Origin of the sequence: Vogesella mureinivorans, from assembly GCF_007644035.1 — a bacterium.
Taxonomy (GTDB): Bacteria; Pseudomonadota; Gammaproteobacteria; order Burkholderiales; family Chromobacteriaceae; genus Vogesella; species Vogesella mureinivorans.
Window position 1 is genome coordinate 225,934 of sequence record NZ_VMTV02000291.1, and the last position, 13,882, is coordinate 239,815.

The following is a 13,882-nucleotide window of genomic DNA, read 5'->3' on the forward strand; positions in this document are numbered from 1 at the left end:
CAGACAACTGACCATGCTTCGGCTCTTGCACCGCTCAAGCCAGGCATCACCGCTCGATTTATGCATCTGCGCAACACCCGGTAAACAGCGCATTTCGAGCCAGCATTCCAAAAAAATTGGGGGCTTGGTAAGGGTATCGTTGCCGAAACCCCTACCAAACCCCCAAGATGTCAAATCAGTAAACTACTGATTTTATTATGCTTTAACGGTGTCAGCTACGTCCTGATAGTCTTTGATCTGGTCAAAGTTCATGTAGCGGTACACCTCGGCGCTCTTCTCGTTGATGATGCCGATGTTGGCATGGTATTCCGCCAGGGTCGGGATCTTGCCCAGCTTGGAGCAGATAGCGGCCAGCTCGGCGGAGCCCAGGAACACGTTGGTGTTCTTGCCCAGACGGTTCGGGAAGTTACGGGTGGAGGTGGACATCACGGTAGCGCCTTCGCGTACCTGCGCCTGGTTACCCATGCACAGGCTGCAGCCCGGCATTTCGGTGCGGGCACCGGCCATGCCGAATACGCCGTAGTGGCCTTCGTTGGTGAGCTGTTCGGCGTCCATCTTGGTTGGCGGGGCCAGCCACAGTTTTACCGGCAGGTCGCGTTTGCCTTCCAGCAGCTTGGAAGCGGCGCGGAAGTGACCAATGTTGGTCATGCAGGAGCCGATGAACACTTCGTCGATCTGGGTGCCGGCCACTTCGGACATGAATTTCACGTCGTCCGGGTCGTTCGGGCAGGCCACGATCGGCTCTTTCACGTCGGCCAGGTCGATGTCGATTACGGCAGCGTATTCGGCGTCGGCATCCGGCTGCAGCAGCTCGCCATTGGCGATCCACTCTTCCATTTTGCTGATGCGGCGGGCCAGAGTGCGGGCGTCGGCGTAGCCTTCGGCGATCATGTACTTCATCAGGGTGATGTTGGAGTTCATGTATTCGACGATTGGCGCTTTGTTCAGGCGCACGGTGCAGCCGGCGGCGGAGCGCTCGGCAGAGGCATCGGACAGCTCGAACGCTTGCTCTACCTTCAGGTCTGGCAGGCCTTCGATTTCCAGCACTTTGCCGGAGAAGATGTTTTTCTTGCCGGCTTTGGCTACGGTCAGCAGGCCTTGCTTGATGGCGTACAGCGGGATGGCGTTCACCAGGTCACGCAGGGTAACGCCTGGCTGCAGTTCGCCTTTGAAGCGCACCAGTACCGATTCCGGCATGTCCAGCGGCATCACGCCGGTGGCGGCGGCAAAGGCTACCAGGCCGGAGCCGGCCGGGAAGGAAATACCGATCGGGAAGCGGGTGTGCGAGTCGCCACCGGTACCGACGGTGTCCGGCAGCAGCAGGCGGTTCAGCCAGCTGTGGATCACGCCATCGCCCGGGCGCAGGGCTACGCCGCCGCGGGTGGAGATGAAGGCTGGCAGTTCTTTGTGCGTTTTCACGTCTACCGGTTTCGGGTAGGCGGCGGTGTGGCAGAACGACTGCATCACCAGGTCGGCCGAGAAGCCCAGGCAAGCCAGGTCTTTCAGCTCGTCGCGGGTCATCGGGCCGGTGGTGTCTTGCGAACCCACAGTGGTCATGCGTGGCTCACAGTAGGTACCCGGGCGTACGCCCTGGCCTTCCGGCAGGCCACAGGCGCGGCCAACCATTTTCTGTGCCAGCGAGAAGCCTTTGCCGCTGTCGGCCGGGTCTTTCGGCAGGCGGAATTCGGTGGAAGCTGGCAGGCCCAGTGCTTCGCGCGCTTTGGCGGTGAGGCCACGGCCGATAATCAGGTTGATACGGCCACCGGCGCGTACTTCGTCCAGCAGCACGTCGGATTTCAGGCTGAATTTTTCTACCAGTTGGCCGTCTTTTTCGATTTTGCCTTCGTACGGGTAGATGTCGATTACATCGCCCATTTCCAGCTTGGACACTTCTACTTCGATAGGCAGGGAGCCGGAGTCTTCCTGGGTATTGAAGAAGATCGGGGCGATTTTGCCGCCCAGGGTCACGCCGCCGAAGCGTTTGTTCGGTACGAACGGGATGTCCTGGCCGGTAGCCCACACCACGGAGTTGGTGGCGGATTTACGCGAGGAACCAGTACCGACCACGTCGCCGACGTAGGCAACCACATTGCCTTTTTTCTTCAGGTCTTCGATGAACTGCATCGGGCCGCGCTTGCCGTCTTCTTCCGGCTTGAAGGCCGCATCGGGGCGGGTGTTCTTCAGCATGGCCAGGTAGTGCAGCGGGATGTCCGGGCGGCTCCAGGCGTCCGGTGCCGGCGACAGGTCGTCGGTGTTGGTTTCGCCAGGTACCTTGAATACAGTAACGGTGATTTTCTGGGCTACTTCAGGGCGGCTGGTGAACCATTCGGCGTCGGCCCAGCTTTGCAGTACGCCTTTGGCGTTGGCATTGCCCTGGTCGGCCAGCTCTTTCACGTCGTTGAAGAAGTCGAATACCAGCAGGGTTTTCTTCAGGCCTTCGGCAGCGATGGCGCCGACTTTTTCGTCGCCCAGCAGGTCGATCATCGGTTTAACGTTGTAGCCGCCCAGCATGGTGCCCAGCAGCTCGGTGGCCAGCTCGCGCGATACCAGTGGCGATGCCACGGTGCCTTCGGCAACGGCGGCCAGGAAAGAAGCTTTTACCTTGGCTGCGTCATCCACGCCTGGCGGTACACGGTGGGTAATCAGTTCTACCAGTGTCTGCTCTTCGCCTGCGGGCGGGTTTTTCAGCAGTTCAACCAGTTCTTCTACCTGTTTGGCAGTCAGCGGCAGTGGCGGGATGCCCAGCGCGGCGCGCTCGGCAACATGTTGGCGGTAAGCTACTAGCATGGCTCGGGACCTTTTTGCTTGGGTTGTTTGCAATCAGCCTGACGGCAGCGGGTGCGGGCTGCCGGCAACCATCCGGGATATTACTACGACTCCCGGCTATGATTCGTGAAGATTACGCCCTTGGCGACCCATGCACAAACGAGTAATCGAAACATAGATTGTGAGATAAAATCACAGCCATGAATACTTACCCCCCTCTCAACGGCCTGCGCATTTTCGAAGCAGCGGCAAGGCTGGAAAGCTTCTCATCTGCGGCCAACGAGCTGCATGTCACCCATGGCGCTGTGAGCAAGCAGATCAAGCAGCTGGAAGAATGGCTGGGCGTGCAGCTGTTCGAGCGCAGCGGCGGGCGTGTGAAACTCACCGACACCGGCTGGCGCTATCTGGTACAGGTGCAGGACGGGCTAGACCTGATCGCCAACGCCACCAGCCAGCTACTGCAGCCAGACCGCCAGCGGCGGCTGTCGATCAACTCTACCCCCACGTTTGCGCTGTTCTGGCTGCTGCCACGGCTACAGGGCTTTCGGGCACGCTTTCCCGATATCGACCTGCACCTGGTGACATCAGACCGCGACATCAGCCGGCTGGACACGCCGTTTGACATCGCCATCCGCCGTGGCCCGGGCGACTGGCCGGGCCACCTGGCCAAGCCGTTTCTGGAAGAGTGGGAGCTACCACTGTGCAGCCCGGCGCTGCTGGCCCGCCTGCCTATACAACAGCCGGCCGACCTGGCAAACCATACCCTGCTGTACGCCGATACGCGGCCAACCCAGTGGCAGCGCTGGTTCACCCTGGCGGGCGTGCCGGAGCTAAAACCGGCCAGCAGCCTGCATTTTGACCGTTTCTCGCTGGCGCTGCAGGCGGCCATGGATGGCCTGGGCGTGGTATTGGGGCCCTTGCCAATGGCACAGCAGGCGCTGGATAGCGGCAAGCTGGTGGCGCCGCTACAGCAGCCGGTGGTGCCGGTACGCGACTATTGCTGGATCGCGCCGCGCGCTGCAGTAGACGATGTGACCATTCATGCATTTTGCCACTGGCTGGAACAAACTGCGGCAAACGAGCAACGCAATCACGGCAAAACCCACAAGCCAGACTTATAGAAATAAGGTTTTCAGCAGATGGGTTAGACCTAAAGCGGCGCAGTGTCTATGCTTGCAAGAAAGCAAAACAGGAAAACAGCATGTTTGATCTGCAAAACCTGATGGTCTGCCTGATCGAGCCTTCCCGCACCCAAAGGCTCATCATCCAGAATCACCTGCGCGAAATGGGTATAGAGAATATCGACCTGCTGGAAACGGGCGAACAAGGGCTGGCGCGCATGCGCGAGCTACCGCGCCCGGATATCACCATCAGCGCCATGTACCTGCCCGACATGACGGGCGCCGAGCTGGTGGTTACCATGCGCGCCGATGGCGAAATTCGCGACATGCCCTACGTGCTGATTTCCAGCGAAACCCGCGCGCAGCAGCTGGACGCCATCCGCCAGGCCGGGGCGCTGGCCATTCTGCCCAAGCCCTTTACCACCCGCCAGCTGGACCGCGCCCTGTGCTCGGCGCTGGATTACCTGAACACCGAAGAAGTACGCGCCGAGCTGGAACACTACGACCTGGACACCAAGCGTATCTTGCTGGTGGACGACAGCAGCACCTCGCGCCACTACCTGCGCACCGTGCTGGAGCGCATGGGCTTTGACCAGATCGAAGAAGCGGCCAACGGTATGTCGGCCGTCCCCCTGCTGCAGGAAACCGAATTCGACCTGATCATTACCGACTACAACATGCCCGAGATGGACGGCCGCGCGCTGATCGAATACGTGCGCACGCTGAGCCCGCAAATGTCGGTGCCCATCCTGATGGTGTCTGGCGAGCAGGACCAAACCCGCCTGGCCGCCGTGGAAGAAGCTGGCGTGTCGGCCATCTGTGACAAGCCATTCGAGATGAGCACCCTGCGCAGCCTGATCGTGCAGTTTCTGTAACACCTGGCTGCCAGCAGCCGCAAAAAAACCGCAGGCCACAGCGCTGCGGTTTTTTCATGCCTGGCACCCTTTATGCCGGGCGCGGCGCTACCCACACCAGGCGCTCGCCAGCCTTGCCCGCCTGCGTGCGCCAGTAGCCAGCCTTCACCTGGCCACCTAGCGGCAGCAAGCCGGCACGCTGCGCCAGCAGCACCTCTTGCGCCCCCGCCTTGAGCAAGGCCGCACGCACGCGCTGCTTGTCCCGTGCGCTACCCGTGTGCAGCAGCTGCGCATCGGCCGCTGCCGGGGCGGGCTGCCACTGTGCGGCCAACGTTAGCTGCGGCTGGGCCAGCATGGCCAGCCCGGCAAACAGTGTTTCCAGCCAGGGCTTCCAGCTGGCCAGCGCCGGCGAATCCGGCACCTGTACCGAGCCGGGGTAAGCTACACCCAGCGTCAATGCCGCCTCCATGCGCTGGTGGCAGGGCACGCCGGCCGGGGCAAAATCCGGCATCAGCAGCAAGATATCCAGCCGCTGCGCTGCGGCATCGTGCGTGACATAGGCCGCGGCACTGCCCGCCTCGCCGGGCAGGCTTAACAGAAACGTACCGGCAGGCAGCGGCAACACCGCCGGTAGCGCCGCCAGTGGCCGGGTGTGCTGCAAAGCCTGCGCCAGGTCCGGGGCAAAGGCCATGGCGCGGCGGCCGTCGCGCACAAACAGGCCGTAAGCCTCTGCCAACACAAACTCGGTTTCACGCTGGGTATCATTGATGGTGTACAGCTCGGCCAGCTGTGCCAGCTCGCGCTGCACCACCTGCGCCGCCTGGGCGCACGCCTCTTCGCGGCCTGCCAGCTGGGTAAACAGCTGCGCCACGCGCTTGGCCCAAGGGCGCGACGCCTGGTAACGAGCACTATGTAAATCGGTCACCACCCCAACCCCTTCGCAAAAAAAGGCAGGATTGTACCGCAAACCCCCACCCGCCCCACCATGCCACGCGCACAAAACAGCACGCCGTTGCCATGCAAATGGCCTGAAGGTAAGCTAGGGCTACGCTTTTGCTTGCTCGCAAGCTCTGCGTGGGTGCAGCCGGCGGCCTTGCCACCGGCGACCTTCCCTTGTTGCAATATCTACTTTACGGGCCGGCCTTTGCCGGCCCGCTTTTTTTGCCGCGCGACACTGCCCCCGTGGCTGCGCTAGCATCGTGGCAAGCCGCCAAGGGGAAACCATGTCACCACAAACAGGATTTATCGGCCTGGGCCTGATGGGCCAGCCGATGTGCCAGCGCCTGCTGGGCGCTGGCGTGCCACTCCATATATGGAACCGCAGCCCGGGCAAAACGGCTGCGCTGCAGGCCGCAGGGGCTAGCGTAGCGCCCAGCGTGGCCGCACTGGTAGCCAGCTGCGACGTCATCATGCTGTGCGTCTCCGACACCGCTGCCGTAGAAAGCGTGGTGTTTGGCGAAGGCGGCATTGCCAGCCATGGCCGCGCCGGGCAGCTGCTGGTGGACTTTTCCAGCATCGCGCCCGACGCCACCCGCAGCTTTGCCCAAAGGTTGGCCGCACACTGCGGCATGCGCTGGGTAGACGCACCGGTGTCTGGCGGCGTCAAGGGCGCAGAAAGCGGCCAGCTGGTGATCATGGCGGGTGGCGACGCCAGCGATATCGACGCGCTGCGCCCGCTGCTGGCGCACCTGAGCCAGCGCCTTACGCGCATGGGCGACACGGGCGCCGGCCAGGTGGCCAAAGTCTGCAACCAGCTGATCGTGGCCAGTACCGCCGCGCTGATCGCCGAAACCGTGCAGCTGGCCGAGGCGGCGGGGGTAGATGCCAGCCTGCTGGCCCCCGCACTCGCGGGCGGCTTTGCCGACTCGCTGCCGTTCCAGATCCTGGCACCGCGCATGGCCGGGCGCCAGTTTGCGCCGGTACAGTGGAAAGCCGCCACGCTGCTGAAAGACCTGAACAACGCCACGGCACTGGGCAGCGCCACGCAGCGCCCGCTGCCCATGGCCAGCCAGGCGCAGGCACTGTTGCACGCCCACTGTCAGGCCGGCCACGGCCAGCACGACCTCAGCAGCCTGATACTGCACTACCTGTCACAGGAGTAAACCATGCCACGCTTTGCGGCCAACCTGTCCCTGCTGTTTACCGAATACCCGCTGCCGCAGCGCTTTGCCCAGGCCGCCGCGGCCGGTTTTGGCGCGGTGGAAATCCAGTTCCCCTACAACCACCCAGCCGAAACACTGGCCGCCGCCGCCCGCGCTGCCGGCACGCCGGTGATCCTGATCAATATGCCGGCGGGCGACCTGATGGCAGGCGGCCCCGGCCTGTCCAGCCACCCCGACCGCCGCGACGCCTTTGCCGCCGCCCTGCCGCAGGCGCTGCACTACGCGCAAGCGCTGGGCGTGCCACTACTGAATATCCTGCCCGGCAGGTTGGCCGCAGGGCATAGCCGCCAGGCCTGCCTGGCCACGCTGGCGGCCAACCTGCAGCTGGCCGCCGACTTTTTTGCCCCACACGGCCTGCACCTGTGCTGTGAAGCCATCAACGACATAGACATGCCCGGCTTTCTGCTACGCACGCCGGACGAAGTCGCCCAGCTGCTGGCCGGCATGCCGCAAGCGGGCATCGGCCTGCAAATCGATATTTACCACGCCGCACGCATGAATCTGGATATTCCGGCCCTGCTGGCCCACCACCTGCCGCAAGCGGCCCATATCCAGTTTGCCGACTACCCGGGCCGTGGCGAGCCGGGCAGCGGCACCCTGCCCTTGCGTGATTATTTTGATTTTATTGAAAAAAATGGCTATACCGGCTGGCTGGGCGCCGAATACCGCCCCACCGCCGCCAGCCACAGCACGCTCGGCTGGCTGGCCGCCGGCTGATGGCTTTTTTTTGCATACAATCCGGCTGGCTTTTTAAAAATCAGTCACTTGCATAGCCTGTACTTTAAAAACCCTTGCGCAATCGAATTATTTTCATTAGAATGCGCCCTTCTCGAAATTGCTGGCAGTAACACCCGCGCTGCCGGCCTCTACGATTTCATCGCATCTGACCCTATTTGGCTTCGTTTCCGCCTCGTCCTTTCAGGACTGCTGTTCGCCGCTTGTCAGGTTGGTTCGATGACCTGTAACCCCAAGCGGGCTCACAACCGGCGCACCACGCCGGACTGAAAGGATTCACCATGCAGAAGTTCTCCGACCTGGGGCTGGCCCCCGCTATTGCCAAAGCACTGGAAAAAGCCGGCTACGACACGCCGACCCCAGTACAAGGCGAAGCCGTGCCTGCCGCCATCGCTGGTCGCGACCTGCTTGTTTCGGCACAAACCGGTAGCGGCAAGACCGCTGCCTTCCTGCTGCCAGCACTGACCCGTGTCAGCGAGCGCTCCAAAGGCTCCGGCAACGGCCCACGCGTTCTGGTACTGACCCCTACCCGCGAGCTGGCTCAGCAGGTAGAAAAAAACGCCCTGGTTTACGGCGAAGAGCTGCGCTGGCTGCGTACCGTTACCCTGGTGGGTGGCGCATCGTTCGGCTTCCAGACCCGCGCCCTGTCGCGCCCTGTTGACATCATCGTGGCCACCCCTGGCCGCCTGATGGACCACATGCGCTCCGGCCGCATCGATTTCTCCCGCCTGGAAATGCTGATTCTGGACGAAGCCGACCGCATGCTGGACATGGGCTTCATCGAAGACATCGAAACCATCGTAGCCGCTACCCCTAGCGAGCGTCAGACCCTGCTGTTCTCCGCTACCCTGGACGGTATCGTAGGCAAGATGGCAGAACGCATGACCCGCGACCCGCAGCGCATCGAGATCGAGCGCAAAGAGGAAAGCGGCAATATCGAAGAGCACCTGCTGTACGCAGATGACAACAATCACAAACAGCGCCTGCTGGATGCGATCCTGAAAGAAGCCAACTTTGACCAGGCCGTAGTGTTTACCGCCACCAAGATCGGCTCCGAAGAAATCGCTGACAAGCTGTCCGACATGGGCTACAGCGCTGCCTGCCTGCACGGCGACATGCCGCAAAGCTGGCGTAACCGTACCCTGAACGACCTGCGTCGTGGCCGCATCAAGATCCTGGTAGCCACCGACGTAGCCGCTCGCGGTATCGATGTACCCGGCATTGGCCTGGTGGTGAACTACGACCTGCCAAAACAAGCCGAAGACTACGTACACCGTATTGGCCGTACCGGCCGTGCTGGCCGTAGCGGCGTGGCGATCACCATTGCCGAATCGCGCGAATTCCACCGCGTACGCCGTATCGAGCAGTACCTGAAGCGCCAGCTGACCGAAGCCGTGATCCAAGGCCTGGAGCCAACCCGTCGCCCACCGAAAGGCCGTCCGGCTGGCAAAGGTGGCCCGCGTCGCAGCAATGGCGGCGGTGGCTACGGCGACCGTAAACCAGGTGGCGGCTACGGCGGCAACCGCGGTGGCTACGGCGACCGCAACCGCAGCAGCAGCGGCCCACGCCAGGGTGGCAGCGCCGACCGTCGCCCACGCAGCGAGTAAGCTTGCTGTAGCAGCAAATAAAAAACCCAGCCTGGTGCTGGGTTTTTTATTTGTCTGGTTTTTATTTGTCTTGGGTATGCAAAAGCAGCACAAAACAAAGCCACCCACGGCAAGACCGGGGTGGCTATCGATATCGCCGCCATCACAGGCAGCTATGGCAATGGTCAGGCTGGCAAATACGGCAACACCGACCACAGCACCAGCACGGCAAACAGTGCCGCCACCACGTCATCCAGCATCACGCCAAAGCCGCCGTGCACACGGGCATCCAGCCAGCGTATCGGCCATGGTTTGACGATGTCGAACACGCGAAACGCCAGCAATGCGGCCAACCACGCCATGGGCGTAGCCGGCACCGCCGCCAGCACCAGCAGCATGGCCACGATTTCGTCCCACACAATATGACCGCTATCAGCCACGCCCAGCGCCCGGCCGGTCACGCCGCACACCCACACCCCCAGCACAAACAGCGGTAGCGCCAGCCAGGCCAGCATCACACCCTGCACGCCAGCCAGGTGCAAACCCGCTGCCAGTGGCAAGGCGGCAATGCTGCCCCAGGTACCCGGCGCCGGGGTAATCAGCCCGCTGCCAAAACCCAGTGCCAGAAAATGCGCCGGGTGGCGCAGCAAAAAGCGCACATCCGGCTTAGGCAAAGTGGTCATAACCCAACCTTTCCAGCGCCACCGCCTGCCCATCGGCAGCTAGCAGGCGTAAACCCTCACCCGCCACGATACGGCCAACCTTGCGCACCGCTACACCGGCCTGCGCGGCAGCAGCCTGCACCGCCGCTGCCTGCGCCGGGGCGGCAGTAAAGCACAGCTCGTAATCGTCGCCACCGGCAGCAATGGCTGGCAACCAGCGCGCGCGCTGCGCCGCCAGCTGCGGGTGCGTGGGCAAGGCCTCCACCCACACTTCAGCCCCCACACCGGAGCGCACCAGAATGTGCGACAGGTCGGCCGCAAAGCCGTCGGACACGTCCAGCGCCGCGCGCGCCACCCCCAGCAGGGCCTGGCCCAGCGCCACGCGTGGCTGCGGGCGCTCCAGTTTCAGCCGGCAATCCGCCGGCAACGCCTCGCCGCTGCCGGACAGCCGCTGCTGCAAGGCGGCGGCAGCCAGGCCCAGCTGGCCGGACACCCAGATATCGTCGCCCACTTGTGCAGCGTCGCGGCGCAGCGCCTGGCCGTGCGGCGTTTCACCAAAAATGGTTACCGACAGCGTGAGCGGGCCACGCGTGGTATCGCCGCCCACTACGCTCACACCGTGCTCGGCTGCCAGGGCAAAAAAGCCGCGCGCAAACGCCGCCGCCCAGGCTTCGTCCAGCCGCGGCAGTGCCAGCGCCAGCGTCACCCAGCGCGGGGTGGCGCCCATGGCGGCCATATCGGACAGATTCACCGCCAGCGCCTTGTGCCCCAAGGCCTCCGGGCAGACATCGGCAAAAAAATGGCGCCCTTCTACCAGCATGTCGGTAGACACGTGCAAGTCGCAGCCCAGGGTTGGCCGCACAATGGCAGCATCATCGCCCACGCCCAGCACCGCATTGGGCGCGGCGCGGGTAAAGTGCCGCCGTATCAGATCGAATTCGGTCATCCCGTTATCACCACACTGGCCACAAGCCCGCTTGCGGCCAACCTTTGAAAAAACCTACTCCGCCACCCGGCCATGGCAAGGACAAACCATTGCCCGGATCAGACCGTAGCCCGGCTAGGCCGCAGGCGCATCCGTGGAGCAAACCAATAAAAAAGCCCGGCATGGCCGGGCTCTGGCAGTACAGCCCGCAGGCTGGCGCAGTATCAGTCTGCCTGGCGGCGGCTACGGATAGCCTTGACTTCGTCGGCGCGCACGTCGGCGGCCAGCTTGTCCAGTACGCCGTTAACGAATTTGTGACCGTCGGTGCCGCCAAAGGTTTTGGCGATTTCGATGGCTTCGTTGATGATGACCGGGCACGGGGTTTGCGGGTGCGAGATCAGCTCGAAAGCCGCCATCAGCATGATGGCGCGCTCTACCGGGCTGACTTCGGCGGCGTCGCGCTCGTAGTAAGGCACCAGGTATTTGGACAGGTCGGCGGCATCGCGAAGTACACCAAACAGGATTTCGCGGAACAGGGCTTCGTCGGCTTTGACGAAGTAGTCGTTTTCGCGCAGGTGCTTTTCAATCAGCGATGCCGGGCGGTCGGCATTGAGCTGCCACTCGTAAATACCCTGTACGGCATATTCACGGGCGCGGCGGCGGGCGGTTTTCATTACAGCTTTCCTTGTATCTAAAGAGCAGGCGCGGCAGCTTAGCCGCGCAGGGTCTTGTGCAGATTGACCATCTCTACAGCCACCTGGGCGGCTTCACGGCCTTTTACCGACATGCGGACTTCGGCCTGCTCGTCGTTTTCGGTGGTGAGAATGGCGTTGGCAATCGGGATGCCGGCATCCAGGCCCACGCGGGTGATACCCGCGCCGGATTCATTGGACACCAGCTCAAAGTGATAGGTCTCACCGCGAATTACCGCGCCCAGCGCAATCAGCGCGTCAAAGCGGCCTGTTTTTGCCATGGTTTGCAGCACCAGCGGGGCTTCCAGCGCGCCTGGCACGGTGGCCAGGGTCACGTCGGCGGGCGCCACGCCCAGTGCTTGCAGCTCGGCCAGGCAGGCATCACGCAGACCATGACAAACCAGCTCGTTAAAGCGGCACATTACCACGCCAATCTTCAGACCTTTGCCGGAAAGATCAGGGGTAATACGGTTTACTTGGTCCAGCATGCAGTTCTCCTTGCGGCGACAGCCAAATCTAGAAAGGGGCGTATTTTAATCCAAATCCACGTGCACGTGTTCAGGTTGCGCAAAGCCGGTCACCTCCAGACCGAAACCGGTCATGGACGGCAAGCTCACTGGCGACGCCATCAGCTTCATCTTGCCCACGCCCAGTGCGCGCAGCATTTGCGCGCCAATGCCGAAGGTCTTGCTGTCCCAGCGCTGGCGCGGGCCTGGCTCGGCCTGCTCGGGCAGCGCGCGCGCCAGAATATCGGCGCCGGATTCGGGGCGGTGCAGCAGGATCACCACGCCGCAGCCGCGCTCGCTGATTTCTTCCAGCGCGTTGGGGATGGTCCAGCTGTGCTTGCCGGACAGCGGGTCCAGCAGGTCCATCACCGACAGCGGCTCGTGCACGCGCACCAGGGTTTCCTTATCGGCGCGGGGTTGGCCGCATACCAGTGCCAGGTGGGTAGCGCGGGTCAGTACGTCCTGGAATACATGCAGCTGGAAGGCGCCAAACGGGGTTTCGGCCAGGCGCTGGCCGACTTGCTCCACAAAGCACTCGGTGCGGCTGCGGTAGTGGATGAGGTCGGCAATGGTGCCGACTTTCAGGTTGTGCTCGCGGGCGAACTCCAACAGCTCTGGCAGGCGTGCCATGGTTCCGTCATCGTTCATGATCTCGCAGATTACCGAGGCGGGCTCCAGCCCGGCCAGGCGCGATAGGTCACAGCCGGCTTCGGTATGGCCGGCGCGCACCAGCACGCCGCCCTTTTGCGCTTTTAGCGGAAACACATGGCCCGGCTGCACGATGTCGGTGGGGCGGGCGTCGCGCGCCACGGCTACCAGCGTGGTGTGGGCACGGTCGGCGGCGGAAATGCCGGTGGTCACGCCCTCGGCGGCCTCGATGGACACGGTGAAGTTGGTGCCAAAGCTGGTGCCGTTATTGGTGGCCATCATCGGCAGGTTCAGCTGCTTGCAGCGCTCTTCGGTGAGGGTAAGGCAGATCAGGCCGCGGCCATGCTTGGCCATGAAGTTGATGGCTTCCGGGGTAACGTGCTCGGCGGCCATGACCAGGTCGCCTTCGTTTTCGCGGTCTTCCGCGTCCATCAACACCACCATTTTGCCGGCCTTGATGTCGGCAATGATTTCCTGGATCGGGGCAATGCTCATTGTGTCGTCCTTCCCGCACGCCTGCGGCGCGCCTGGCTGCTATGGAGCATGGCGCCACGCGCCATGCAGGAGTGATTCATTTATAGATGGGGCCGGCTAGCCGGCAATCAAGCACCGCGTGCGGCCAACACCCGCTCAACGGTATCGACAATGGCCTGGGTTTGCGGGTCGATTTCGATATTCACCATATCGCCCACCTGGCGCACGCCCAGCAGCGTGCGCTGCAGGGTTTCCGGGATCAGGTTTACGCAGAAGCTGTCGTCGCGCACGTCGCCAATGGTCAGGCTGCAGCCGTCTACACCGATATAGCCTTTGATCAGCACATATTTCATCAGCTCGCGCGGCAGGGTGAACCACAGCGTGCGGTTGTCCGGGCTGCTGATAACGTCACTCACGGTAGCGGTGCTGATGATGTGGCCGGACATGCTGTGGCCGCCGATATCGTCGCCAAAGCGTGCAGCGCGTTCCACGTTCACCGCGTCGCCGGCTTGCAGGCGGCCCAGGTTGGTCAGGCGCAGGGTTTCGGCGATCAGATCGAAGCTCACCACGTCGCCATCGATGGCGGTAACGGTCAGGCAGCAACCGTTATGCGCCACCGACGCGCCGATCTGCAGCCCTGGCAGCAGCGCCGCCGGCAGCTGCACTTTGTGGGTACGAAACTGGTTTTTTTCTTCCACCGCCACCACGGTGGCCATGCCCTGCACGATACCGGTAAACATTCTGCTGGCTC

13 protein-coding genes are annotated in these 13,882 nt (G+C 62.9%); 5 read left to right on the forward strand and 8 right to left on the reverse strand.

The window, feature by feature from the left end:
• Positions 1 to 195: 195 nt before the first annotated feature.
• Positions 196 to 2,787, reverse strand: a complete 2,592-nt coding sequence (gene acnB, locus FLQ44_RS09500; RefSeq protein WP_147694191.1) for a bifunctional aconitate hydratase 2/2-methylisocitrate dehydratase — start codon at positions 2,785 to 2,787, stop codon at positions 196 to 198.
• A gap of 179 nt (positions 2,788 to 2,966) precedes the next feature.
• Here acnB and gcvA point away from each other — a divergent pair, with 179 nt between their 5' ends.
• Positions 2,967 to 3,887, forward strand: coding sequence for a transcriptional regulator GcvA (gene gcvA / locus FLQ44_RS09505; protein WP_147694192.1), 921 nt, complete (start codon positions 2,967 to 2,969; stop codon positions 3,885 to 3,887).
• Positions 3,888 to 3,967: 80 nt separating this feature from the next.
• A complete protein-coding gene (locus FLQ44_RS09510) occupies positions 3,968 to 4,762 on the forward strand; it encodes a response regulator (protein ID WP_147694193.1) in 795 nt (264 codons plus the stop codon).
• Between the two features lie 70 nt (positions 4,763 to 4,832).
• Here FLQ44_RS09510 and FLQ44_RS09515 read toward each other — a convergent pair whose 3' ends face one another.
• A complete protein-coding gene (locus tag FLQ44_RS09515; protein ID WP_147694194.1) occupies positions 4,833 to 5,666 on the reverse strand; it encodes a hypothetical protein in 834 nt (277 codons plus the stop codon).
• Between the two features lie 298 nt (positions 5,667 to 5,964).
• Between FLQ44_RS09515 and FLQ44_RS09520 the strand changes: the two genes are divergently transcribed.
• The 3 genes from FLQ44_RS09520 to FLQ44_RS09530 all read left to right on the forward strand — a co-directional run bounded on the left by FLQ44_RS09520 (position 5,965) and on the right by FLQ44_RS09530 (position 9,245).
• Positions 5,965 to 6,843, forward strand: a complete 879-nt coding sequence (locus FLQ44_RS09520; RefSeq protein WP_147694195.1) for an NAD(P)-dependent oxidoreductase — start codon at positions 5,965 to 5,967, stop codon at positions 6,841 to 6,843.
• Positions 6,844 to 6,846: 3 nt separating this feature from the next.
• Complete coding sequence (locus tag FLQ44_RS09525) at positions 6,847 to 7,620, forward strand: hydroxypyruvate isomerase family protein (protein WP_147694196.1); 774 nt, start codon at positions 6,847 to 6,849, stop codon at positions 7,618 to 7,620.
• Between the two features lie 299 nt (positions 7,621 to 7,919).
• Positions 7,920 to 9,245 (forward strand): DEAD/DEAH box helicase, encoded by a 1,326-nt coding sequence (locus FLQ44_RS09530; RefSeq protein ID WP_147694197.1) that lies wholly within the window; start codon positions 7,920 to 7,922, stop codon positions 9,243 to 9,245.
• 164 nt (positions 9,246 to 9,409) lie between these two features.
• Here FLQ44_RS09530 and FLQ44_RS09535 read toward each other — a convergent pair whose 3' ends face one another.
• The 6 genes from FLQ44_RS09535 to FLQ44_RS09560 form a co-directional block, all read right to left on the reverse strand.
• Entirely contained in the window at positions 9,410 to 9,907 is a 498-nt protein-coding gene (locus tag FLQ44_RS09535; RefSeq protein WP_147694198.1) for a phosphatidylglycerophosphatase A family protein, read from the reverse strand.
• Positions 9,891 to 10,832, reverse strand: a complete 942-nt coding sequence (thiL, locus tag FLQ44_RS09540) for a thiamine-phosphate kinase (RefSeq protein WP_147694199.1) — start codon at positions 10,830 to 10,832, stop codon at positions 9,891 to 9,893. Before thiL ends, FLQ44_RS09535 begins: the two co-directional genes overlap by 17 nt.
• Positions 10,833 to 11,035: 203 nt before the next feature.
• The gene (gene nusB, locus FLQ44_RS09545; RefSeq protein WP_017509401.1) at positions 11,036 to 11,485 is read right to left on the reverse strand and encodes a transcription antitermination factor NusB; all 450 of its coding nucleotides are present in this window, start codon (positions 11,483 to 11,485) and stop codon (positions 11,036 to 11,038) included.
• A 38-nt stretch (positions 11,486 to 11,523) separates the two neighbouring features.
• On the reverse strand, positions 11,524 to 11,991 hold the full coding sequence (gene ribH, locus FLQ44_RS09550; RefSeq protein ID WP_017509400.1) for a 6,7-dimethyl-8-ribityllumazine synthase: 468 nt from the start codon (positions 11,989 to 11,991) through the stop codon (positions 11,524 to 11,526).
• Between the two features lie 45 nt (positions 11,992 to 12,036).
• A complete protein-coding gene (gene ribBA, locus FLQ44_RS09555; protein WP_147694200.1) occupies positions 12,037 to 13,152 on the reverse strand; it encodes a bifunctional 3,4-dihydroxy-2-butanone-4-phosphate synthase/GTP cyclohydrolase II in 1,116 nt (371 codons plus the stop codon).
• A gap of 107 nt (positions 13,153 to 13,259) precedes the next feature.
• Positions 13,260 to 13,871 (reverse strand): riboflavin synthase subunit alpha, encoded by a 612-nt coding sequence (locus tag FLQ44_RS09560; RefSeq protein ID WP_147694201.1) that lies wholly within the window; start codon positions 13,869 to 13,871, stop codon positions 13,260 to 13,262.
• Between the last annotated feature and the right edge of the window lie 11 nt (positions 13,872 to 13,882).